This window comes from Isoptericola sp. NPDC019693, from assembly GCF_044389085.1.
Lineage (GTDB): Bacteria > Actinomycetota > Actinomycetes > Actinomycetales > Cellulomonadaceae > Isoptericola.
Window position 1 is genome coordinate 983,045 of sequence record NZ_JBIRXP010000001.1, and the last position, 22,254, is coordinate 1,005,298.

General features: G+C 75.7%; 21 protein-coding genes and 1 tRNA gene. 10 read left to right on the forward strand and 12 right to left on the reverse strand.

Annotated features, from left to right (window positions below; translation table 11 throughout):
- Window positions 1–15: 15 nt before the first annotated feature.
- Together mshC and ACH436_RS04645 are read right to left on the reverse strand one after the other, a co-directional pair.
- Window positions 16–1,299 carry a cysteine--1-D-myo-inosityl 2-amino-2-deoxy-alpha-D-glucopyranoside ligase gene (mshC, locus tag ACH436_RS04640; RefSeq protein ID WP_430558983.1) on the reverse strand — a complete coding sequence of 428 codons (1,284 nt, stop codon included), beginning with the start codon at window positions 1,297–1,299 and terminating at the stop codon, window positions 16–18.
- A gap of 64 nt (window positions 1,300–1,363) precedes the next feature.
- Window positions 1,364–2,236 carry an undecaprenyl-diphosphate phosphatase gene (locus ACH436_RS04645; protein WP_430558984.1) on the reverse strand — a complete coding sequence of 291 codons (873 nt, stop codon included), beginning with the start codon at window positions 2,234–2,236 and terminating at the stop codon, window positions 1,364–1,366.
- Window positions 2,237–2,287: 51 nt separating this feature from the next.
- On the opposite strand from ACH436_RS04645, the gene ACH436_RS04650 reads away from it, so the two are divergent.
- Window positions 2,288–3,253, forward strand: coding sequence for an aldo/keto reductase (locus tag ACH436_RS04650; protein WP_430558985.1), 966 nt, complete (start codon window positions 2,288–2,290; stop codon window positions 3,251–3,253).
- Here ACH436_RS04650 and ACH436_RS04655 read toward each other — a convergent pair.
- Window positions 3,235–3,600, reverse strand: a complete 366-nt coding sequence (locus tag ACH436_RS04655; protein WP_430558986.1) for a primosomal protein — start codon at window positions 3,598–3,600, stop codon at window positions 3,235–3,237. The two genes, ACH436_RS04650 and ACH436_RS04655, sit on opposite strands and share 19 nt — an antisense overlap.
- Window positions 3,601–3,673: 73 nt before the next feature.
- Between ACH436_RS04655 and ACH436_RS04660 the strand changes: the two genes are divergently transcribed.
- The gene (locus ACH436_RS04660; protein ID WP_430558987.1) at window positions 3,674–3,925 is read left to right on the forward strand and encodes a DUF5703 family protein; all 252 of its coding nucleotides are present in this window, start codon (window positions 3,674–3,676) and stop codon (window positions 3,923–3,925) included.
- Between the two features lie 15 nt (window positions 3,926–3,940).
- Window positions 3,941–4,726 (forward strand): fructosamine kinase family protein, encoded by a 786-nt coding sequence (locus ACH436_RS04665; RefSeq protein WP_430558988.1) that lies wholly within the window; start codon window positions 3,941–3,943, stop codon window positions 4,724–4,726.
- Window positions 4,727–4,757: 31 nt separating this feature from the next.
- Here ACH436_RS04665 and ACH436_RS04670 read toward each other — a convergent pair whose 3' ends face one another.
- Window positions 4,758–6,125 carry a M20/M25/M40 family metallo-hydrolase gene (locus ACH436_RS04670; RefSeq protein ID WP_430558989.1) on the reverse strand — a complete coding sequence of 456 codons (1,368 nt, stop codon included), beginning with the start codon at window positions 6,123–6,125 and terminating at the stop codon, window positions 4,758–4,760.
- Window positions 6,126–6,262: 137 nt separating this feature from the next.
- Between ACH436_RS04670 and ACH436_RS04675 the strand changes: the two genes are divergently transcribed.
- Entirely contained in the window at window positions 6,263–7,564 is a 1,302-nt protein-coding gene (locus ACH436_RS04675; protein ID WP_430558990.1) for a lytic polysaccharide monooxygenase, read from the forward strand.
- A 37-nt stretch (window positions 7,565–7,601) separates the two neighbouring features.
- Here the strand turns inward: ACH436_RS04675 and ACH436_RS04680 are convergent, their stop codons facing one another.
- The 3 genes from ACH436_RS04680 to ACH436_RS04690 form a co-directional block, all read right to left on the reverse strand.
- On the reverse strand, window positions 7,602–9,236 hold the full coding sequence (locus tag ACH436_RS04680) for an ABC-F family ATP-binding cassette domain-containing protein (RefSeq protein WP_430558991.1): 1,635 nt from the start codon (window positions 9,234–9,236) through the stop codon (window positions 7,602–7,604).
- Between the two features lie 246 nt (window positions 9,237–9,482).
- Window positions 9,483–10,082 carry a GNAT family N-acetyltransferase gene (locus tag ACH436_RS04685; protein WP_430558992.1) on the reverse strand — a complete coding sequence of 200 codons (600 nt, stop codon included), beginning with the start codon at window positions 10,080–10,082 and terminating at the stop codon, window positions 9,483–9,485.
- 35 nt (window positions 10,083–10,117) lie between these two features.
- On the reverse strand, window positions 10,118–11,314 hold the full coding sequence (locus ACH436_RS04690; RefSeq protein ID WP_430558993.1) for an AI-2E family transporter: 1,197 nt from the start codon (window positions 11,312–11,314) through the stop codon (window positions 10,118–10,120).
- Window positions 11,315–11,509: 195 nt separating this feature from the next.
- Here ACH436_RS04690 and ACH436_RS04695 point away from each other — a divergent pair, with 195 nt between their 5' ends.
- A complete protein-coding gene (locus ACH436_RS04695; protein ID WP_430558994.1) occupies window positions 11,510–12,364 on the forward strand; it encodes a hypothetical protein in 855 nt (284 codons plus the stop codon).
- 68 nt (window positions 12,365–12,432) lie between these two features.
- Here the strand turns inward: ACH436_RS04695 and ACH436_RS04700 are convergent.
- Window positions 12,433–12,517, reverse strand: a tRNA-Leu gene (locus tag ACH436_RS04700).
- A gap of 161 nt (window positions 12,518–12,678) precedes the next feature.
- Here ACH436_RS04700 and ACH436_RS04705 point away from each other — a divergent pair.
- A complete protein-coding gene (locus ACH436_RS04705) occupies window positions 12,679–13,557 on the forward strand; it encodes a metal-dependent hydrolase (protein ID WP_430558995.1) in 879 nt (292 codons plus the stop codon).
- A gap of 19 nt (window positions 13,558–13,576) precedes the next feature.
- Here ACH436_RS04705 and ACH436_RS04710 read toward each other — a convergent pair whose 3' ends face one another.
- Window positions 13,577–14,449: an MBL fold metallo-hydrolase gene (locus tag ACH436_RS04710; protein ID WP_430558996.1), complete on the reverse strand. Its 873-nt coding sequence runs from the start codon at window positions 14,447–14,449 to the stop codon at window positions 13,577–13,579.
- Window positions 14,450–14,767: 318 nt separating this feature from the next.
- On the opposite strand from ACH436_RS04710, the gene ACH436_RS04715 reads away from it, so the two are divergent.
- On the forward strand, window positions 14,768–15,652 hold the full coding sequence (locus tag ACH436_RS04715) for a serine protein kinase RIO (RefSeq protein ID WP_430559156.1): 885 nt from the start codon (window positions 14,768–14,770) through the stop codon (window positions 15,650–15,652).
- Between the two features lie 9 nt (window positions 15,653–15,661).
- Here the strand turns inward: ACH436_RS04715 and ACH436_RS04720 are convergent, their stop codons facing one another.
- Window positions 15,662–16,330 (reverse strand): hypothetical protein, encoded by a 669-nt coding sequence (locus tag ACH436_RS04720; RefSeq protein WP_430558997.1) that lies wholly within the window; start codon window positions 16,328–16,330, stop codon window positions 15,662–15,664.
- Window positions 16,331–16,365: 35 nt separating this feature from the next.
- On the opposite strand from ACH436_RS04720, the gene ACH436_RS04725 reads away from it, so the two are divergent.
- The 3 genes from ACH436_RS04725 to ACH436_RS04735 all read left to right on the forward strand — a co-directional run bounded on the left by ACH436_RS04725 (window position 16,366) and on the right by ACH436_RS04735 (window position 17,908).
- A complete protein-coding gene (locus ACH436_RS04725; protein WP_430558998.1) occupies window positions 16,366–16,761 on the forward strand; it encodes a hypothetical protein in 396 nt (131 codons plus the stop codon).
- A gap of 74 nt (window positions 16,762–16,835) precedes the next feature.
- Entirely contained in the window at window positions 16,836–17,483 is a 648-nt protein-coding gene (locus tag ACH436_RS04730; RefSeq protein WP_430558999.1) for an SRPBCC family protein, read from the forward strand.
- The gene (locus tag ACH436_RS04735; protein WP_430559000.1) at window positions 17,483–17,908 is read left to right on the forward strand and encodes an ArsR/SmtB family transcription factor; all 426 of its coding nucleotides are present in this window, start codon (window positions 17,483–17,485) and stop codon (window positions 17,906–17,908) included. Before ACH436_RS04730 ends, ACH436_RS04735 begins: the two co-directional genes overlap by 1 nt.
- Window positions 17,909–17,911: 3 nt before the next feature.
- Here the strand turns inward: ACH436_RS04735 and ACH436_RS04740 are convergent, their stop codons facing one another.
- Both ACH436_RS04740 and ACH436_RS04745 read right to left on the reverse strand, forming a co-directional pair.
- Window positions 17,912–18,544: a GNAT family N-acetyltransferase gene (locus ACH436_RS04740; protein WP_430559001.1), complete on the reverse strand. Its 633-nt coding sequence runs from the start codon at window positions 18,542–18,544 to the stop codon at window positions 17,912–17,914.
- Window positions 18,545–18,591: 47 nt separating this feature from the next.
- The gene (locus ACH436_RS04745) at window positions 18,592–22,212 is read right to left on the reverse strand and encodes an error-prone DNA polymerase (protein WP_430559157.1); all 3,621 of its coding nucleotides are present in this window, start codon (window positions 22,210–22,212) and stop codon (window positions 18,592–18,594) included.
- Between the last annotated feature and the right edge of the window lie 42 nt (window positions 22,213–22,254).

A 22,254-nucleotide genomic window follows, 5' to 3' on the forward strand; every position in this document is an offset into this window, starting at 1 on the left:
GCAGGGCCTGTCCGGTCAGAGGCGGACGCCGAGCAGCGCGTTCACCGCGCGCGCCAGGACGCCGGGCGCGCCCTCGTGGTCGCCGGAGGTGTCGCGGCCGGGCGCCAGCGCGGCGTCGGCCCAGGCGTCGACGGCGGCGAGCGCGGCGGGTCCGTCGAGGTCGTCCGCGAGCGCCGCGCGCAGGGCCGCCAGCGTCGCGGTCGCGTCCGGTCCGCCGTTGCCCGAGACCGCGGACCGCCACCGGTCCAGCCGGGCCACGCCGGCGTCGAGGTCGGCCTCGGTCCACTCCCACTCGGTGCGGTAGTGGTGGGCGAGGAGGGCCAGCCGGATCGCCATCGGGTCCACGCCGGCGCGGCGCAGCGCGGAGACGAACACGAGGTTGCCGCGCGACTTGCTCATCTTCTCGCCCTGGTACGCGACCAGGCCGGCGTGCACGTGCACGCCCGCCCCGCCGCCCCCGAGGAGGCGGTCGTGCGAGGTCGACATCTCGTGGTGCGGGAACAGCAGGTCCGCTCCGCCGCCCTGCAGGTCGAACGGCAGGCCCAGCCCGTCGCGGGCGATCACCGCGCACTCGATGTGCCAGCCGGGGCGGCCGGTGCCCAGCGTCGCGCCGTCCCACGCGGGCTCCCCCACGCGCTCGCGCCGCCACAGCAGCGGGTCGAGGGGGTTCTTCTTGCCCTCCCGCTGCGGGTCGCCGCCCCGCTCGGCGAACAGGGCCGCCATGACCTCCGGGTCGAGGCGGGCCACCTGACCGAAGTCGCGGTCGGCGGACAGGTCGGCGTACACGTCGCCGAGACAGGGGTCGTCCCCGCCCGCGCCCGGCTCGACCGGGACGCGGTAGGCCACGCCCTCCTCCAGCATCCGCTCGACGGCGGTCACCACCGCGGGCACGGACTCGACCGCGCCCGTCCAGGTGGCGGGCGGCACCATGCCGAGGGCCGTCATGTCCTCGCGGAAGAGCGCCACCTGGTCGGCGGCCAGGTCCCGCCAGTCGACCCCGGTGGCGTCGGCGCGCTCCAGCAGCGGGTCGTCGACGTCGGTGACGTTCGAGACGAACGTCACGTCCTTGCCGGCGTCGAGCCACGCCCGGTGCAGCAGGTCGAACGCCAGGTAGGTGTTCGCGTGCCCCAGGTGGGTCGCGTCGTACGGGGTGATCCCGCAGACGTAGTAGCGGGCGGTGCCCCCCGGGGCCGGGTCCACGAGCCGTCCGGTGGTGCTGTCGTGCACCCGGACGGGGGTGCGGCGGCCGTCGGCCGGTTCGGGGAGCTCGGGGATCTGCGGGGCGGGCCAGGAACGCACGCGCTCAGGCTACCGGCCCTGCGGCGCGGCCAGATCACCGGGCCGCCGCCAGGCCGTCACCGGGTCAGACGACGATGCCGCCGTCCGCGGTGAGCACGCCGGTCAGGAGCAGGACCACGACGACGGCGGCGAGGCCGAGGCGGTACCAGACGAACGGCATGAACGAGTGCGTGGTGATGAGCTTGAGGAACCCGATGATCACGACGTAGCCGACGACGAACGCCACCAGCGTCGCGACCAGGGTCGCGCCGGCTCCCGGTGACCCGGGGGCCGGGTCCTCCCCCATGGACTTGGCGAGCTGGTAGAAGCCCGACAGCAGCACCGCGGGGATGGCGAGCAGGAACGAGTAGTCGGCGGCGGCCTTGCGGGTGAAGCCCATGAGCAGCCCGGCGGTGATCGTGCCGCCGGAGCGCGACACGCCCGGCACGAGGGCGAGCGCCTGGGCGAAGCCGAACCCGATCGCGCGCTTGGGGTTGAGCTCGTCGAGCCGGCGCGTGCGGCGGCCGACCTTGTCCGCCCAGCCGAGCAGCAGGCCGAAGACGACGAGGGTCGTCACGGTGATCCAGAGGTTGCGCAGGTACGTCTCGATCTGGTCCTGGAAGAGCAGCCCGAGCACGCCGATCGGGATCGAGCCGAGCGCGATGTACCAGGCCATGCGGGCCTGGTCGTCGTGCGCCCCCATCCGGGAGCGCCAGTCGCGGCCGTGGGTGCCCACGAGGGACTTCCACCAGGCGACGCAGATGTCCCGGATGGTGCGGCGGTAGTAGAGCAGCACGGCCGCCTCGGTGCCGATCTGCGTGATCGCGGTGAACGCGGCGCCGGGGTCGGTCCCGCCGAGCAGCTCCCCCACGATGCGCAGGTGCGCGCTCGAGGAGATCGGCAGGAACTCGGTCAGGCCCTGGACCAGGCCGAGCAGGATCGCTTCCCAGGCATTCACGGGCGGTCACACTACCCGGACCTGCGAGGTTTCCCGGTAGCCTGGCACGCCATGGAGCGTCGTCAGGTGGGCCGCACGGGCCTGCGCGTGTCCGAGCTGGGCCTGGGGACGATGACCTGGGGCCGGGACACCGACGACCTGGACGCGGCGGAGCAGCTGCGCGACTTCGTCGACGCGGGCGGCACGCTCGTCGACACCGCCGCGACGTACGGCGACGGGGACGCGGAGCGCGTCATCGGGAGCCTCCTGGACGGCAAGGTCTCCCGCGACGACGTCGTGCTGTGCACCAAGGGCGGAGTGCGGGCCGGGCGGTCGGGTGCCCGGGTCGACGCGTCGCGGGCGGGCCTGCTCGCCGACCTCGACGCCTCCCTCTCCCGCCTCGGCACCGATCACGTGGACCTGTTCCTCGTCGCCTGCCCCGACCCGTCGACGCCGCTCGCGGAGACCGTGTCGGCGTTGCGGCTCGCGGTGTCCTCCGGCAGGGCGCGCTACGTCGGTCTCTCCAACCATCCCGGCTGGGCGTCCGCGCGGGCCGCGACGCTGCTGGAGGCCGACGGCACCGGCCTGAGCGCCCTGGAGCTCGAGTACTCGCTGCTGCAGCGCGGCGTGGAGCGCGACGTCGCCCCTGCCGCCGACGCCCTCGGCCTCGGCCTGCTGGCGTGGTCACCGCTGGGCCGCGGCGTGCTCACCGGCAAGTACCGCCGGGCCATCCCGGCGGACTCCCGAGCGGCGTCGGCGCACCTCGCCGCCTTCGTCGACCCCTACCTGGAGGCCGCGGCGTCGTCCGTGGTCGAGGCGGTGGCCACCGCCGCCGAGGGGCTCGGGCGCGCGCCGCTCGAGGTGGCCCTCGCCTGGCTGCTGGCCCGCGACGCGGTCGCGAGCGCGATCGTGGGGGCGCGGACGCCGGCGCAGCTGCGGGCGTCGCTCGCCGCCACCGACCTCGACCTGCCGGCCGAGGTCCACGGCGCGCTCGACGACGTCTCGGCGCCGGAGATCGGCTACCCCGAGCGCTGGTAGGCCTGACCGGGGGCGTCGGCCGGACGGTCGTCCGACGACGCGGACAGGTCGTCGCCCTCGAGGTCGGTGTCCAGCTCGGCGTCGAGGTCGTCCTCGTCGTCGTCTTCGTCGTCGTCCCCGTCGTCCTCGTCGCTGTCGTCTTCGTCCCCGTCGTCGAGGAAGAAGGGCGTCACCTCGGAGTAGACCTGCGCCAGCGCGTCCTCGTAGACCTCGAACGCGTCGGCCAGGACCTCGTAGGCGTCGTCGACCGCCGGGTCGTCGTCACCCCGACGGGTCGACACCGCGTGGTAGTGGGCCTCCAGCGCGGCGACGAAGCGGTCCAGCGCGGCACGCGGGTCTGCGGTCATGCTCTGACCGTAGCGCCCCGCGGGGCACAATGGGCAGACGAAAACCGCCCGCCACACCTCGGGAGGACAGCGGATGGCTCCGATCTCGTCGACGCCGCCGTCGGACGCGCGCTCTGGCGCGCCGTCCGCCTGGCGCAAGCACGGACAGTACGAGTACCGCGTGCTGACCATCGACCGCGGCGTCAGCGTCCCCGACGCCCGCAAGATGCTCACCGACGAGGCCGAGTACGGCCGGTGGGAGCTCGCGCGCACCCGCCTGTACATGGGTGGCGAGCGCCGCGTGTGGCTGCGCCGCAAGATCATCAAGGTCAACGCCACCTTCTGACCTCGCGCAGCGGCCGTGGACGACACCTTCCGCAAGTCGCGGGCGCACGCCCCGCCAGGGTTCTTCACCACCGAGGCGGCCGGCCTGCGCTGGCTCGCCGTGCCCGGCGGGCCGCGGGTCGTCCGGGTGCTGGGCGTCGGCCCGGACCACCTTGACCTGGAGCGCGTCGACGAGGTGCGCGCCACGCCCGACGCCGCACGGGACCTGGGCCGCAGGCTCGCCGTCCTGCACGGCGCGGGCGCCGCCGGGTTCGGCGTCCTGGCGCCCGGCGCCGACTGCGGATACTTCGGCCCGCTCGACGACCCGCTGCCCCTGGTGGCAGGGACCTGGGGCGACTGGCCGGCGTTCTACGCGCACGCCCGCCTGCGCCCCGTCGTCGCGCAGGGCCGGGAGCGCGGCGTGCTCACGGCGCAGGACGCCACGGCCGTCGAGCGGGTGTGCGGGCGGCTCGGCCGCCTCGCGGGCCCCGCGGCGCGGGAGGAACCCGCCCGCGTGCACGGCGACCTGTGGTCGGGCAACGTGCTCTGGTCCCGCGGTCCCGGCGGGGCCGCCGAGGCGGTGCTCGTCGACCCGGCGGCCCACGGCGGGCACCGGGAGGCCGACCTCGCCATGCTCGCGCTCTTCGGGGCGCCCCACCTGGACGAGATCCTGGCCGGTTACGAGGCCGAGCGGCCGCTCGCCCGCGGCTGGCGCGAGCGGGTGCCGCTGCACCAGCTGTACCCGCTGGCGGTGCACGCCGTGCTCTTCGGCGGCGGGTACGTCGCCCAGACCCGCCGGCTGCTCGCCCGGCTGGGCGGCTGACGGCGGCGCCCGGCCGCACCGGCGCGGCGCGTCAGCAGTCGCTCAGCAGCCGGTCCAGCACGCGGGTGCCGAAGCGCAGCGACTCGACCGGCACCCGCTCGTCCACGCCGTGGAACATGCCGGAGAAGTCGAGGTCGGCGGGCAGGCGCAACGGGGCGAACCCGTACCCGGTGATGCCGAGGCGCGACAGCGACTTGTTGTCGGTGCCTCCCGACAGCGTGTACGGCAGCACCGTGGCGCCGGGGTCCTCGGCGAGGAGGGACGCGACCATCGAGTCGACGAGGTCGCCGGAGAAGGGCACCTCGAGCGCGGTGTCCTGGTGGATCGGCTCGACCCGCACGCCCGGACCGGCCAGCTCCCGCAGCGTCGCCATGCCCTCCGCCTCGTGCCCCGGCAGCAGGCGCACGTCGACGGTGGCCTCGGCCCGGCCGGGGATGACGTTCGCCTTGTAGCCCGACTCGAGCTGCGTCGGGTTGGACGTGTGCCGCACCGTGGCGCCCACGAACTTCGCCGCGGGCCCCAGCGCGGCGACGAGCGCGTCGACCGCGGCCGGGTCCTCGCCGTCGAAGGGCAGGCCCGTGAGGTCGGACACCCCGCGCAGCAGCCTCTCGACCGTGGGCGTGAGCGTGTACGGCCAGGGGTGCTGGCCGATCCGGGCGACCGCCGCCGCGAGCTCCGTCACGGCGTTCTCCGTGTTCACCTGCGACCCGTGCCCGGCGCGCCCGTCGGCGACCAGCCGCAGCCAGGCGAGCCCCTTCTCCGCCGTCTGCAGCAGGTACGCGCGCCGCCCGCCGACCTCCACGGAGAAGCCGCCCACCTCGCTGATCGCCTCGGTGGCGCCCTCGAAGAGCTCGGGCCGGTGCCGCACCGCCCACTGCGCGCCGCGCACGCCGCCCGCCTCCTCGTCGGCGAAGAAGGCGACGACGACGTCCCGGGCGGGCCGCCGGCCCTCGCGGACCATCTGCCGCACGACCGCCAGGATCATCGCGTCCATGTCCTTCATGTCCACGGCGCCGCGGCCCCACAGGAGCCCGTCGATCTCCTCGCCCCCGAACGGGTCGACCGACCAGTCGTCCGCCGCCGCGGGGACCACGTCCGTGTGCCCGTGCAGCACCAGCGCGGGCCGGGACCGGTCGGCGCCCTCGAGCCTGGTGACGACCGACGTGCGACCGGGCTCGGGCTCGAACAGCTCCACCTCGAGGCCCACCTCGGTGAGCAGGCCGGCGACGAGCTCCGCCGCCCGCCGCTCCCCCGGCCCCTCGCCGTTGCCGTAGTTGGACGTGTCGATCCGCAGCAGGTCACGGCAGATCTCCACGACCTGCTGCTCGGCGGTGGGGTGCGCGGACGCGGGCGTCGACGGCGAGGAGCTCGGGCGCGGGGCGAGGGGCTGGGACGTCACCCCGACACCGTACCGGCGCCCGCCGGCGAAACGTTTAGCCGGGGTGACGACGTCCGCACCGTGGACCACCGTCGGTGCGCACGACCTGTCGAAGGACTCAGGCAGACCTCAGGCAGACCTCAAGGAGGAGGACCATCATGCGAAGACTCGCGGCATCCCTCGCGGCCACCGTGCTGGCCGCCGTCGGCCTCGTGGCCGCCGTCGGGCAGCCGGCGGCCGCCCACGGGGCCGAGGTGTTCCCCGGCTCCCGGCAGTACCTGTGCTGGGTGGACGCCCAGACCCCGACGGGACAGCTCGACCCCGGCAACCCCGCGTGCGCCGACGCGCTCGCCGAGGGCGGCCCTAACGCCTACTACAACTGGTTCGGCAACCTCGACTCGAACGGCGCCGGCCGCACGGAGGGGTACGTCCCCGACGGCACCATCTGCTCCGGCGGCGACCGCGGCCCGTACGACTTCTCCGCGTTCAACGCGCCGCGCACCGACTGGCCGACGACGCACCTCACCGCGGGAGCCACGTACGAGTTCCAGCACAACAACTGGGCCGAGCACCCGGGCCGGTTCGACGTCTACGTGACGCGCGAGGGCTTCGACCCGACCCAGCCGCTCGGCTGGGCGGAGCTCGAGCTGATCGACACGGTGACCGACCCGCCGGACACCGGCGGACCCGGGGGCGACAACTACTACTACTGGGACGTCACGCTGCCCGCGGACCGCACGGGCAAGCACATCGTGTTCACCCACTGGGTGCGCTCCGACAGCAGCGAGAACTTCTACAGCTGCTCGGACGTGGAGTTCGACGGCGGCGACGGGGAGGTCACGGGCATCGGCGACGACACCGGGACCGAGGAGCCTCCCGCCGCCTGCCCGGACGAGGCCCCGGGCGTGCCCGGCGAGGTCATGGCCCACGACGTGCGGGCCACCCAGGTGCACCTCATGTGGGGCGTCTCCCGGTCCGGGTGCGTCACGGGCTACGACGTGCTCGACGCCGGGTCGGGCGACGTGATCGCCAGCACCGACGGCTCGCCCATGGTCGACCTCACGGGCCTCGACCCCGGCTCGACGTACGAGGTCACGGTCCGAGCCCGCAACGACCACACCGGGGCGGTCTCCGCCGCCACGGCCCCGGCGTCGTTCACCACGTCGATCGACGACGGGGGCCCGACCGAGGGAGCGTGCACCGCGGCCTACGCCACGACGAACTCGTGGTCGGGCGGGTACCAGGGCCAGATCGTCGTCACCGCCGGCGACGCCGACCTCTCCACCTGGCGGGTGGACGCGGCCGGCATCACCACCACGAACATCTGGGGCGGCGAGCTGACGAACGGCGTCGTGACCCCGGTGGCGTGGACCGCGCAGCTCGGCGCCGGGCAGAGCGTCACCGTCGGGTTCGTCGGGTCCGGGCAGGCGCCGGCCGACGGCGCGCTGGCCTGCTCCTGACCGGCGCACCACCCCGGACGGGGCGCTCGCGGGGCGGCTACGACCGCCGCTCGGTGAGCGTCCCGTCCGCGGCCAGGACCAGCTCGGCGTCCAGGCCGAGCCGGCCGAGGAACGAACGGTCGTGGCTGACCACGAGCAGCCCGCCGCGGTAGGCGGCCAGCGCCTGCACGAGCTGGTCCGTGCTGGCGATGTCGAGGTTGTTGGTGGGCTCGTCGAGGACGAGCAGCTGGGCCGGGGGTTCGGCGAGCAGCAGGCGCGCGAGCGCGACCCGGAACCGCTCGCCGCCGGAGAGCGTCGCGACCGGCCGGCCGACCTGGTCGCCGCGCACGAGGAAGCGCGCGAGCCGGTTGCGCAGCTCCCCGGGCGCCAGCTCGGGCGCACCGGCGCGGACGGCGTCGAGCACCGTCTGGTCGTCGTCGAGCACGTCGAGCCGCTGGGGCAGGTAGCCCACGCGGTCGGTGAGCGCCTCGGCGACCGCCCCGGTCCCGACGCCGTCCCCCGCCGGAGCCGCCCCGACGAGCCGCTCGAGCAACGTCGTCTTGCCGACGCCGTTCGGGCCGGTCAGGGCCACGCGCTCCGGGCCGGCGAGCACGACCTCCCGCCCGTCGGTGCCGGTCAGGACGGCGAGGCGCCGTCCTGCGGGGACGTCCGGGTCGGGCAGGTCCACGGCGATGCGGACGTCCTCGCGCACCGAGAGCTCCGCGGCCTCGACCGCCGCGCGCGCGTCCGCCTCCTTCCCGGCGGCCTGACCGCGGCGCGCGGCCTGCGACTTCTCGGCGGAGTTGCGCCGGTCGTTGATCTGCGCCTTGACGTAGCGGCGCTCGACGACGTCCTTGCGACCGCGGCGCTCGGAGTGCGCGATGCGCTCCTCGGCCTTGATCCGCTCCCGCTTCTCCCGGCGCAGCACCTGCTCGGCGTCGCGCAGCGCGGCCCGGGCCGCCTCCTGCTGCGCGGCGAGGTGCTCCTCGTACTGGGCGTAGGTGCCGCCGTACGTCGTGAGGGAGCCGGTGCGCAGCTCCGCGGTCTCGTCGACCAGCTCGAGCAGCTCCCGGTCGTGCGAGACGACCACGAGCGCGCCCCGCCAGGTGCGGACGATCTCGTGCAGGCCCTCGCGGGCGGTGCCGTCGAGGTTGTTGGTGGGCTCGTCGAGGAGGGCGACGTCCGCGCCGCGCAGGCGCACCCCGGTGACGGCGACGAGCATCGCCTCGCCCCCGGACAGCGTGCCGACCGGGCGGTCCAGCACGCCGTCGGCCGACGGGAGCCCGGTCGCGGCGAGCTCGGCGAGGGCACGCTCCTCGACGTCCCAGCCGTCCCCGACGACGTCGAACAGTGCCGCGAGCCGGTCTTCCGGCACGGTCCCGTCGGTGATGGCGCGCACGGCGTCGACGACGTCCCGCACGCCCAGCAGGTCCGCGACCGTGGCGTCCGTGTCGAGGGTGAGCCGCTGCGGCAGATAGTCGGCGACGCCGGACACGCTGATCGCGCCGGACGTCGGCCGCAGCCGGCCCGCGACGAGCCGCAGGAGGGTGGACTTGCCCGCGCCGTTGAGGCCGACGAGGCCGGTGCGGCCGCGGGAGAACGCGCCGGACACGCCGGCGATCGGGGTGGCCCCGTCGGGCCACGAGAAGGTGAGGTCGCGCAGGACGACGGAGGGGTGGGTGACGAGAGGCATGCAGGGGCTCCAGCGGAGGCGGGGTACGGCGGACGGCGGGTGCGCCGACACCGCTCCCCCGGGCCGGTTCGCCGGCGGGGAGCCTCGGGGTCGACGCGTCAGGCGGTCGTCCGGATGCCCGTCATCGCTGTGGTGCCCTCTCGTCCTGGAGCCGTCCCCTCTCACGCGCGGCGGAGGCCGCGGGGACGCCGACGACCATGCCACGTCCGCACCCCCGGTGGCAACCGCGATGCCACCGGGCGTGCGTCACGCCGCCGGCGCCTCCGCGGGCCAGGGCTCGCCGGGCGTGCGGGGGTCGCCGGGCACGTACGACGCCACCCACGAGTCCTGCAGCACCCCACGCTGCGCGCCGAAGCGGCGCAGCAGGCCCTCGTACCGGAAGCCCAGCTTCCAGGCGACGCGGCGGGACGCCCAGTTGCCCACGTTCGCGCGCCAGCGCACGACGGCGAGGCCCAGCCCCTCCGGGTCGACGGCCCAGTCCACGACGAGCCTGGACGCCTCCGTCGTCAGGCCGCGGCCGCGAGCGTCCGGGGCGCACCAGAAGCCCAGCTCCCCGGCCGGCTGCTCCCCGGGCCTGCCCTCGCGGGACATGCCCACCATGCCCAGCACCGGGCCGTCGACGTCGCCGGGGGCGCGGACCGCCCAGGTGAAGTCCTTCTCCTGCGACCAGCCGTCGGCGACGAAGCTCTCGACGAACCCCACGGCGTCGTCCCGCGTGTACGGCGCGGGGACCGTCGTCCACCGCGCGATGGCGGGGTCGGCGCAGACCTCGGCGATGCGGTCGACGTCGGCAGCGGTGGGGACGGACAGGCGGACGCGGTCGGTGGCGAGGACGAACGGCTCCATCGGGGCATCCTGGCACGCGGCCCGCGCCGTTCACGCTAGGCGTCCGGTGACTCCGGCGGCTCGTCGCCCCCGTCGGCGCGCCCGCGTCCGCCCGGTCCGGGGTCCGGCGGGTGGATGACGGGGGCGACGGCGAGCGGGCCGGCGCGGGGCCCCGTGGGCTCGTCCAGCTCGGGGTGCGCCCGGTCTCCGCGCAGGGTGGAGAAGACGGTCCACGCGACGGCCATGAGCGGCACGGCGATGATCGCGCCCAGGATGCCCGCCAGCACGGTGCCCGCCGTGACGCCGATGCCGATCACCAGCGGGTGCAGCGCGACCTGCTTGCCCATGATCAGGGGCTGCAGCACGTGCCCCTCGAGCTGGCCGATGAGCGCGATGCCGATCGTGACGATGAGGGCCGTGACGATCCCGTTGGCCGCGAGCGCGACGACCGCGGCGATGATCATCGCCAGCGGCGCACCGATCAGCGGGATGAAGGCGCCGATGAACACGAGCACGGCCAGGGGCGCGGCGAGCGGCACCCCGAGGATCGTCAGCAGGATGAACGCCAGGACGCCGTCGGTGAACGCGATGATGACCGTGCCGCGGGCGTAGCCCGAGAAGCTGTACCAGCCTGCCCCGGCCGCGGCCTGCCACCGGGAGCGGTGCTGCTCCGGGAGCTGGCCGAGGAACCAGCCCCACATCTTGCCGCCCGACGCGACGAAGAAGACCGTGCAGAAGATCGCGAGGGCGAAGACGGCGAACCCCTCGAACACCGAGCCTGCGCTCTGCGCGGCCTGGCTGACGAGCGAGTCGGTGTTCTCCGTCAACCACTGACGGCCCTGGTCGATCCACTCGTTGATCTGGTCGACGGTGACCGACAGGCCGAACGGCCCGCTCTCGAGGTACTGGAGGATCTGCTGCACACCGTTGTCGAACTGTCCCGCGAGCCTCTCCCACTGGCCGGCCACCGACGCGACCACGTAGGTGAGGAGGCCGCCCAGCACCAGGAACGCGCTGAGGATCGCGAGCGCGGTGGCCAGCGGGCGCGGCATGACCTTGGCGTAGAAGTCGGCGACGGGGTTGAGCACCGAGGCGAACACCAGGCCCAGGAAGACGGCCACGAAGACCAGCTGCACCTGCACCGTGGCCCAGAACACGAGCGCGACCGCCGCGGTCAGGGCGATGAGCCGCCACGACCAGCCGGCCGACGTCCGCAGCCACGCCGGGACGTTCTCGCTCGCCCGCTTCGCCACCCGTGCGCTCCTCTCGTCCGCTCGTCCGCCCAGTGTGCCGCACCGCACCCGCGCGCCGCGGGAGGACACCGCGCGCCGGCCCACCGGGTGAATTCCCAGGTGAAGCTCCTCCGCCGTGCCGACCGACCGTGCGCGACGGGCGCCGCCGGTCGACGATGGACGCAGGCCGTCGCACGGCGACAGGAGGAGCCCACCATGCCCGGGACGTCCCCGCAGCCCCACGGCGTGCTCGAGGAGCCGGCGACCGCGCCGCCGCCCGCACCCACCGCGCCCACCGCACCGTCGACGCCGATGCCCGCGTACGACGCCGAGACCCTCGCCGCGGTCCTCGCCCTGCTCCCCGACGTCGACGCCGTCGAGCTCAAGCTCACCGTCCCGGGCGCGGACCACCGCCGCGTGCTCGACCGCCTCGGCATCGACGCGCTCGACGCGACGATCCGGCAGGTCGCGTTCCTCGACACCCCCACGCTCGACCTGTCCGCCGCCGGCCTCGTCGTCCGGGCCCGGCGCACCCAGCGCAGACCCGGCGACCTCACGGTCAAGGTGCGCCCGATGCTGCCGGCGGACGTGCCCGGACGCCTGCGCCGGAGCGACGGTTTCAAGGTCGAGGTGGACGCCTCGCCCGCCGGGTTCACCTGCTCCTGCTCGTCGACGCGGCGCCTGCCCGACGCCGAGGTGCGTGCGCTGCTCGGCGACGTCGGCCGCCTGGGAGGTCTCCTCGACCGGACGCAGCGGGCGCTGCTCGAGCCCCGGCTGCCGGCCGGCGTCGCCCTCGACGACCTGCACGTGCTGGGCCCGACGACGCTGCTCAAGGCGCGGTTCGAGGACCCGGGGCTGCCGCGGCGCCTGACCGCCGAGCTGTGGTTCCTTCCGGACGGCGACCGCATCCTCGAGCTGTCCACCAAGGCGGCGCCGACGGCGGCGTTCCAGGCGGCTGCGGAGACGAAGGTGTTCCTCGCTGGCCGGGGCGTCGATCTCGGCGCCCCGCAGGAGACGAAGACCCGCGCGGCGCTCGCCGCCCTCCGCGACGGGCTCGCCGCGTCGGGATGACGGACGGGCGCACGAAAAAGCCCCCGGGTTGTGGACCCCGGGGGCTTGTTCGTCGCTGTCTCAACGAGTGTCCGGAGGGGGACTTGAACCCCCACGCCCGATAAAGGGCACTAGCACCTCAAGCTAGCGCGTCTGCCATTCCGCCACCCGGACGAGTGGACCTCGACAGCGCCTCGGCGCCGTCTCGGTGCGGGGAAAAACATAGCACGGCGGGGGCGGGCTCTCGCAAACCGCGTCCACCCGGCGCCGGTCACGGGCACCCGCGTCGGCGGCGGCGTGTAGCGTCCTGCCCGGCCCGGACCAACCGGTCAAGGGTGAGGAACGGGACGAGCGGCGCACCGGCCGCCGAGGACGGAGCGCCGCAGGTCATGATGGGTGGGCACCACGCCGCGTCGGGAGCGGCCGCCTGGGTGGCGGTCACGTCGACGGCACCGTTCGCGTTCGGCTGGCACCCCGTCTCGGAGGTCGGCGTGATGACCGGTGCGCTGGTCTGCGCGGGCGCCGCGCTGCTGCCCGACGCCGATCACCACAGCGGCACCATCGCTCACTCCCTCCCCCCGGTCTCCGAGGGCGTGACGAAGCTCGTCGCGACCGTCTCCGGCGGGCACCGCAACGGCACCCACTCGATCCTCGGCATCGCCGTCTTCACCGCGATCGCCTGGGTGATGGGCATGGTGTCCATCAGCACGGAGGCCTTCGGCGAGGTGCTGGTGGGTCCCGGCATCATGGCGGTCCTGCTCATCGCGTTCGCGCTGCGCGCCTGGAAGGTCACGGGCGGCCGACGCTGGTGGACCTGGACGCTGTCGCTGCTCCTGGCCGCCTGCGTGGCCGTGTTCGCGCCCGAGGAGTGGAACTGGATGCCGCTGGCGGTCGCGCTCGGCTGCACCGTGCACGTGCTGGGCGACCTCGTCACGACCGCCGGCGTCCCCCTCCTGTGGCCGCTGAAGTTCCGCTCCCCGTACTGGGTGCGGCGCTACCGCGTCCTGCCCTTCGACGACGTGTGGCGTGACGGCGGCAACCTCTCGCTGCCGATCCTCGGCGACGCCGGCTCGTGGCGCGAGTGGCTCGTCATGACACCGGTCAGCCTCTACGCCGTCGTCGGGGTGGCCTGGGCGGCCCTCGGGCAGATGGGCTTCGACACGCAACCCGTGTGGGAGCAGGTCACGACCTGGGCCGGTGCTATCGGCGGCTGACCGGCACGTCGCGCGCCGGTCAGCCGGGTCCGTCCCCCGTCAGGGCCGCCCGCAACCGGCGGTGCTCGGCCGCGGCCCCGGGCAGGGCCAGGCGCGGATCGTCGACGGCGCGGCCCGCGAGCACCGCGTCGAGGTAGCGGCGGTCCGCGTCGAGGCGGGCCGTCGCGTCCGTCGTCGGCGTCCCGTGGCCCGGCACGACGGCGTGGCACCGGGCCGCGTACGGCGCCAGGCGGTCCAGGGCGGCCAGATGGTCCGCGACGGCACGCGCCGCGTCGCCCGGCGCGGGGGCCGGCGCCGAGATCTCGTCGAGCGGGAGCGGGAGCTCGACGTCGCTCAGCACGTCGCCCGCGACGAGCACGCCGCTGCGGGGAAGCCAGAGGGCCCCGTGCCCGGGGGCGTGGCCGTCGTGAACCACGAGCTCGGTGGGCGGCAGGACGCCGTCCGGGTCGGGGACGGCGCACCCGGTCCCCGGCACGGGGTCGACACGCCCCAGGAGGTCGAGCACCTCGGCCGGGTGCTCCGCTCCCCCGTAGCGTCCGGCGTCGGCGCGCGCCTCCTCCAGCAACCGCCCCCGCCGCGCCCGCGCGACCCGCGCCGCCCGCGCGGTGGCCCATCGCGGCACGTCGAGGCCGAGCCGCGGGTGCCACAGCAGGTGGTCGTGGTGCGCGTGGGTCGCGTACCCGGCGGCGAGCCGGCCGCCGCGCGCCCCCACCTCGTCGGCGATCCCCGCGAGCTCGTCCGGCTCCCACGCCGGGTCGACCAGGAGCGCGGGGCGGCCGTCGACGCCGCCGGGCGCGAGCACCAGGGTGGTCGTGGTCCGCAGCCTGCGGGCGGTGCGCACGAGGACGTCCTCGACCCCGCGCGACCCCGCGACCACCGGCACGAACCCCATCCCCGCAGCCTACGGACGACACCCGCCAGGCGTGCCCCGTCCGTGACCGACGGGGACGTCACGGGCCGGCCGGAAAAACCGTGGACCGTCCGAGAGCGGGCCTGCCATGCTCCCCGCAGGCGGCACGCGGTCGGCGCGGGCCTGCACGCGAAGGAGGGCAGAACGATGGACGACGTCGTCGCGCGCGCCCTCCCGGAGACCCTCCGGCGGGCGGACACCACCCGAACCTGAGGGGCCCGAGACCGAGCTCCTCGACCTGAGCAGGAGTCTCGCGTGCACCAGCACACCCCTTCCCCCTCCCCCGTCACGCCGTCCTCCGTGGTCCCCTTCGGGGTCGACGCGGGCGGCGAGCTCCCCGTGGAGCCCGGACCCGACCAGCGGTGGTCCACGTGGACCACCGTCACCAAGGGCCAGCGCGGCCCCGAGCCGCGGCCGGGCTGGGTCGTCACCGCCGACGCCGCGCTCGACACCGAGCTCGGCGTGCTCAAGACCGGCAAGGAGGCGGACGTCTTCCTCGTCGAGCGCGCCGTGCCCGACGACCCGGCCCGCCGCAGCCTCCTCGCCGCCAAGCGGTACCGCGGCCGCGACCACCGCCAGTTCCACCGCGACGGCGAGTACACCGACGGGCGCCGCGTGCGCCGCACCCGCGACCAGCGCGCCGTCGAGGACCGCAAGTCGTCGTGGGGCAGGGCCGTCGCGGCGACCCAGTGGGCCGACGCGGAGTTCCTCGCCCTGTCCCGCCTGTGGGACGCGGGGGCGCCCGTGCCCTACCCCGTGCAGATCGACGGCACCGAGCTGCTGCTCGAGTTCGTGGGCCACGAGTCGGCGGACGGCACCGTCGAGGCCGCACCCCGCCTCGCCCGGACCCGTCCCGGCCGGGCGCAGCTCGCGGACTGGTTCGAGCAGCTGCGGTACGCGATGAGCGTCGTCGCGCGGCTCGGCTGGGCGCACGGCGACCTCTCGCCGTACAACATCCTCGTCGACGGCCTCGTCGACGATCCCGACGGCGACCCCGAGACAACGAGCGACGGCGGGCGCCTCGTGATCATCGACCTGCCCCAGGTCGTGGACCTCGTGGCCAACCCCTTCGGCGCCGAGCTGCTGCACCGCGACTGCCGCAACGTCTGCTCCTGGTTCACGGCGCGCGGCCTCGACGTCGACCCCGACGAGCTCTTCGCGGACGTCTTCGCGCAGGCCTGGTGAGCGCGCCGGTCAGCCGCCCGCACCGACGGAGTTGTCCGGCGCCCCGTCGCCGGGCGGCAGGTCGCCGCGCTCGACCGCCGGCCCGCCGGCCCCCGGCGTGCTGTCGGCGAGGGCGGCCAGCTCCTCGCTCGTGGGCACCCGGACGTTCGCGGCCGCCTCCCGGAGGGCGTCGTGGTCGGCGGCGCTCCCCGACACCCGCACGAGGGCGCCGTCGCGCACGACCGCGTACTCCTCGGCGTCGCCCGCCGTCCGCCGGAACGCACCGTCGTCCTCGACGCACGTCACCGGACCCTCGCGCTCCTCCCCGCCGACGCCCAGGACCGGCACGGTCGCGCAGTCGTCCACGGTCATCGAGCCACCGACGGCCGAGAGCATGAACGCCCGGCCGGCGGCGCCGCCGAAGTGGACCGAGAAGCCGTCGGCGCCGTAGACACCGGCCGCCGTCGGCACCACGGCGAACCCGTCGGCCGTGGTCGTGAGCACGTACCGGGGGTCCGCGCCCCACGCGTCGGCCGCCTCGGCGACCTCGTCCTGGCTCGCGGGCCCGGCGGACGCGTCCGGGGACGCGGCACCGGTGAGGCCGGCGCACCCGCTCAGGGCCACGGTCAGGGCGACCGGCAGGGCGACGGGCAGGGCGACGACGGCGGGCACGCCGCCTCGCGCGCGACGACGGTTCATGGGCGCCGATCATGCCACGGGGCTACCGTGGGCGGATGGGGACACCGGCCGCGTACGACGACGAGGCGCTGGCCACCTTCTTCGCCGACCTCGGCCTCGCGCTCGGCGCGGGCGACCTGGAGGACCTGTCCGAACGGTTCGACCTGCCGGCCCTGCACGCGGACCAGTCCGCGTCCACGGTGGTGACGTCGCCGGAGCAGGTGCTGGAGCTGCACCGCGCGCGGGCCGTGGCCGAGCGGGCCGCCGAGGCCGTCGCCGCCGTCCCCGAGCTGGGTGCGGTGGACGAGGCCGGCTGGGGGCTCCTGTGGGTGGCGGTGCGGTGGAGCTACCGCGACGAGCTGGCGGCCGAGCGCGCGAGCGAGGACGTCCGCTACCTCCTGCGCCGCGGCCGCGCCACGTTCGCCGTGTGCGTCGTCGCACCGGTCGACTGAGCCCGTCCGCTCTTCCCTCCCCGACCGTTCGGTGGTTATATATAAGTACTCGCTTATATCGCTAGGAGGTCGCCATGACCCTCACCATCGATCCGGCCGCCACCGCAGGCCTCGTGACCCGGGAGATCCGCACCGGCCGGCGTGACGGCGCCCCGACGAAGATCGCGGTCGCGCGCCGCACCTACACCACCGACCGCCCCGACCTGTGGGAGGCCGTCACGACCCCGGAGCGCATCGCGCGCTGGTTCCTGCCGGTCAGCGGCGACCTCACCGTCGGCGGGCGCTACCAGCTCGAGGGCAACGCCGGGGGCACCGTCGAGCGCTGCGACGCACCCGAGAGGTTCGCCGTCACCTGGGAGTTCGGGGGCTCCGTCTCCTGGTTGGAGGTCTCCCTGACCGAGACGGGCACCGGCACCGTGCTGGAGCTCGTCCACGAGGCCTCGGTGCCGCAGGAGCTGTGGGACCAGTACGGGCCCGGCGCCACGGGCGTCGGCTGGGACCTCGGCCTCGTGGGGCTGGGGCTGCACGTCGCGGACCCGGGCGCCCCGTTCGACCCGCAGGCCGCGGAGGCCTGGTCCCTGTCCCCGGAGGGCGTCGAGTTCGCCCGCCTCGCCGCCGCGGGATGGGCCGACGCCGCGATCGCCGACGGGGACGCCCCGGACGCCGCCCGCGCGGCCGCCGAGCGCACGGTCGCGTTCTACACCACGGCGCCGGAGGCCTGATGCCCGAGGCGGCCGGCGACCCCCGGGCGGCTCCCGGCCGCGGCGTCTTCGAGGCGTTGGGCGACCCGGTCCGGCGCCGCCTGCTGGAGCTGCTCGCCGGGGGCGAGCGGCCCGCGGGGGCTCTGGTCGGGGCCCTGCAGGCCGAGACCCGGATCTCCCAGCCCGCGGTCTCCCAGCACCTGCGGGTGCTGCGGGACGCCCACCTCGTGACCGTCCGGGCGGAGGGCACGCTGCGCCTCTATGCGGTCGACGACGCCGGGCTCGACGTCGTGCGTGCCTGGCTGGCCCGCTTCACCGAGCCGTTCGCGCAGCCGCTCGACGCCCTCGAGACGGAGCTGGCACGCGGGCGACGGGCACGACGCGCGGCGACGGGACGCACCGGGGTCGGCGCGGGGGGCGAGCCCTCGCAGGACCGGGCCGGCTGAGCCTCAGCCTCCGGTCGGGGCCAGGTCACGGCGCAGGACCCACCGCGGCAGGCGCCCGCTGGTGGCGGCCGTGCCGCCGACCCGGTCGAAGCCCACGGACTCGAACAGCCCCACCGTGCCCACGAACGCCGCGCCCACCGGGACACGGCGCCCGGGCTCCGGCTCGATCGGGAAGCCCTGGACGGCGTGCGCCCCCTGGTCGCGCGCGTAGTCCACGGCCGCGGCGAGCAGCGCGCGGGCCACCCCCTGACGGCGGTAGCCCGGCCGGACGACGAAGCACATCACGGCCCAGGTCGTCGCCCACTCGGCCTCCTCGACGCGGGGCAGCACCCGCGAACGCTGGAGCGACGACGCCGCGGACACCGGCGCGAGGCCCACCCAGCCGACCACCGTGTCCCCCGAGCCCTCCTGCCCCTCCCGGCCCTGCGTGTCCGGGAGGTAGGCGAGGAGGCCGGGGGCCGGGGTGCGGCCGGACAGGTCCTTCAGGTGGTCGCGCCGGCCGCCGACGGGCAGCCCGCGGGGCTGGCGCCAGTGCAGGCACCAGCAGGCGTCGGGCCGGCCGCGCGGGTTGAGCATCGTCACCACGTCGTCGAACCGGTCCACCCCCGCCGGTGCGATCCGGAGCCCGGAGGTCATGCCCGCCAGGCTAGGCGGCGGCGGGCCGGCACGCCCGGGCGCCGGCGTCACCGGAAGTCCCGCGACCGCGTCGCCACCGGCAGCCGCAGCGGCGCGAGGTGCTCGGCGAGCAGGTTGACCGCGCCGTCGGCGCTCTCGACCCGGCCGCGGACCACCATCGCGGGCGCGCCGCGCGCCACGGTCCGGAACCGGCGCCACAACCCCGCGGTGCAGATGACGTTGAGCAGCCCCGTCTCGTCCTCGAGCGACAGGAACGTCACGCCGCCCGCCGTGCCCGGGCGCTGCCGGTGCGTCACGACGCCGCCCACCGCCACCCGCCGGCCGGGCTCCGTGGCGCACACCCCCGCGACGGTGAGCACCCCCGCCCTCTCCAGCCCCTCGCGCACGTGCTCCAGCGGCGACGTCGATCCGGGCGTGATGCCCGTGGCCCAGGCGTCGGCGACGTCCGTCTCGACCGGGGTCATCCCCGGCAGGGTCGGGGCGTCGACGCCGACGGACACGCCCGGCAGGGTGCCCGGCCCCTCCTGGCCGAGCGCCCCCGCCGCCCACAGCGCCTCGCGGCGCCCGGCGCCCAGGCCCTCGGTGGCGCCCGCGGTGGCGAGCGCCTCCAGCTGGGCGGTGCTGAGCCCGACGCGGCGGGCCAGGTCGCGCAGGTCGCGGAACGGGCCGTGCTCGGCCCGCTCGGCGACCATCTGCTCGGCCAGGTCCTCGCCGACGCCGCGCACCGCGGACAGCCCGATCCGCACGGCGAGCGCCGGGTCGGGCGGCGGCCCGAAGCCGCCGTCCTCGCGGGGCGGCTCCCCGGACCCGTCCCGCGCCAGCCGCTCCACGCAGGCCAGCGCCCGGGAGGCGTTGACGTCCGGGCGCAGCACCTGCACCCCGTGCCGGCGGGCGTCGGCGGCGAGCGACTGCGGCGAGTAGAACCCCATGGGTTGCGCCGCCAGGAGCCCGGCGTAGAACGCGGCCGGGTGGTGCACCTTGAGCCACGAGCTCGCGTACACGAGGTAGGCGAACGAGTAGGCGTGCGACTCGGGGAAGCCGAAGTCGGCGAACGCCTTGAGCTTGTCGTAGATCTCCTCGCGCACGGCCGGGTCGTCCACCCCCTTCTTCCGCATCCCCTCCATGAGTCGCCCGCGCAGGGCCTCCATCCGCTCGACGGACCGCTTGGAGCCCATCGCCCGACGCAGCCGGTCGGACTCGGCGGGGGTGAACCCCGCCACGTCGATCGCCATCTGCATGAGCTGCTCCTGGAACAGGGGCACGCCCTTGGTCTTGCTCAGGGACTTCTCCAGCAGCGGGTGCAGGTAGGTCACGGGCTCGCGGCCGCGGGCCCGCTCGATGTACGGGTGCACGGACCCGCCCTGGATGGGGCCGGGCCGGATGAGCGCGACCTCGATGACGATGTCGTAGAACACCCGGGGCCGCAGGCGCGGCAGGGTGGCCATCTGGGCGCGCGACTCCACCTGGAACACCCCGACCGTGTCGGCGGCGCACAGCAGGTCGTACACCTCCGGGTCGTCGTCGGGCAGGCCGTGCAGCGTGAGCCGCTCCCCCGTGTGCTCGGCGACGGAGTCGAACGCGTACCGGATGGCGGTGAGCATCCCGAGGCCGAGCAGGTCGAACTTCACCAGCCCGGCGTCCGCGCAGTCCTCCTTGTCCCACTGCAGCACCGTGCGCCCCTCCATCCGCGCCCACTCCACGGGGCAGACCTCGATCACCGGGCGGTCGCACATGACCATCCCGCCGGAGTGGATGCCCAGGTGGCGCGGCAGGCGCAGCATGCGGTCCGCCAGGTCGAGCACGGGGCCGGGGATCTGCCCCTCCTCCTCGGCCGACGGCGGCCGCTGCGCAGGCACGACGTCGTGGGCGTCGTCGGCACGCCGCGCCTCGCCCTCGTCCGTCGCGAGGGGGTCGACGACGCGGCCGTAGCCGAGGGACGGCGTCCAGTCCCTCGGGCCGGTCCCCGGCAGGTGCCCCTGGTAGGGGCGATCGGAACGCGGCTGGCCGGCCCCCGTCGGGAGCGCCTCCGCCGGGCCCCACAGCGCGGCCACGCGCGCGTCCTTGGCCGCGGCCCGGTTCACCGGCGTCCCGCCCCCGGAGCCGCCGGAGCCCGCGGCCGCCCGGGCGGCCTGCGCCGCGGCGTCGGCCGCCGGGCTGGCCGGGTCCGGCCCCCGCAGCGACCCCCAGCGCTCGATGGACTTGCTCCACGCGTCCTGCTGCCCGACGTCGTACCCGAGGGCGCGGGCGGCGTCGCGCACCGCGGACCGCGGCCGGTAGGAGATCACGTTGGCGACCTGCGCCGCGTGCTGCCGGCCGAACTTCGCATAGACGTGCTGGATGACCTCCTCGCGGCGCCCGGACTCGATGTCGATGTCGATGTCCGGCGGCCCGTCCCGCTCGGGCGCGAGGAAGCGCTCGAACAGCAGGCCGTGCTTCACGGCGTCGACCGCGGTGATGCCCAGCGCGTAGCAGACCGCCGAGTTGGCGGCGCTCCCGCGGCCCTGGCACAGGATCCCCTCCCGGCGGCAGAACTCCACGAGGTCGTAGACGACGAGGAAGTAACCGGGGAAGGTCAGGTCCTCGATGACGCGCAGCTCGTGGTCGATCTGCGCCCACGCCGCACTGTTCCCGGCACTGTTCCCGTCCCCGTTCCCGGCACCGCCCGCCGCGGGCCGCGGGCCGTACCGCTCCGTGGCGCCCCGCCGCACCAGCTCGCGCAGCCAGCTGGCCTCGTCGTGACCCGCCGGCACCGGGTAGGGCGGCAGGTTCGGCGCCACCAGGCGCAGGTCGAAGGCGCACTCCGCCGCGAGCCCCGCCGCCGTGGGGACGGCGCGCGGGTGGCGCCGGTGCAGCGCACGCATCTCGGCGGCCGAGCGCAGGTGCGCGACCGGTGCACCGGGCAGCCAGCCGTCCAGGCCCTCGAGCGAGGAGCGCGCCCGCACGGCGGCCAGGGCGCCCGCCAGGTCCGCGTCGCGCGGGCGGGCGTAGTGCGCGTTCGCCGTCGCGACGAGCGGCAGGCGCGCGTCCTGGGCGAGGGCGGCGAGCGCGTCGTGCAGGTCGGCGTCGCGCGGGTCACCGGTCGCGGTGAGCTCGACGGCCACGTTGTCGCGGCCGAACGTGGCGACCAGCAGGTCGAGCTCGCGACGCGCCGCGTCGACACCGCCCGCCGGGGCGGTGAGGGCGCGCCGGACGGCACCCTTGCGGCACCCGGTGAGCACGAGCCACTCGCCGCCCGCCTCGGCGCCGAGGTGCTCGAGGTCGTACCGGGCCTTGCCCTTGACCCCGGCGTCCAGGTGGGCGGTCGCGATCGCGCGGGACAGGTTCCGGTAACCCTGGTCGCCGCGCGCCAGCACCAGCAGGTGGGTGGCCCGCGGGTCGGGGACGCCGGTGGGCGGGTCGAGCACCGGCCGGCTCCCGGCGGTCCCCGGCGCCGCGCCGGGGGTCACCGGGGCGGGCAGGTGCAGCTCGGCGCCGAAGACCGTGGGCAGCCCCACCTTGCGCGCCGCCTCCGCGAAGCGCACCACCCCGTACAGCCCGTCGTGGTCGGTCAGCGCCAGCGCCTCCAGCCCGAGGCGCGCGCCCTCGGCCGCCAGCTCCTCCGGGTGCGACGCACCGTCGAGGAAGCTGAACGCCGAGTGCGCGTGCAGCTCGGCGTACCCGCCCGTCATCCGCCCCGTCACCGCCCTTCCCTCGCCGAGACCGCGGTCCCG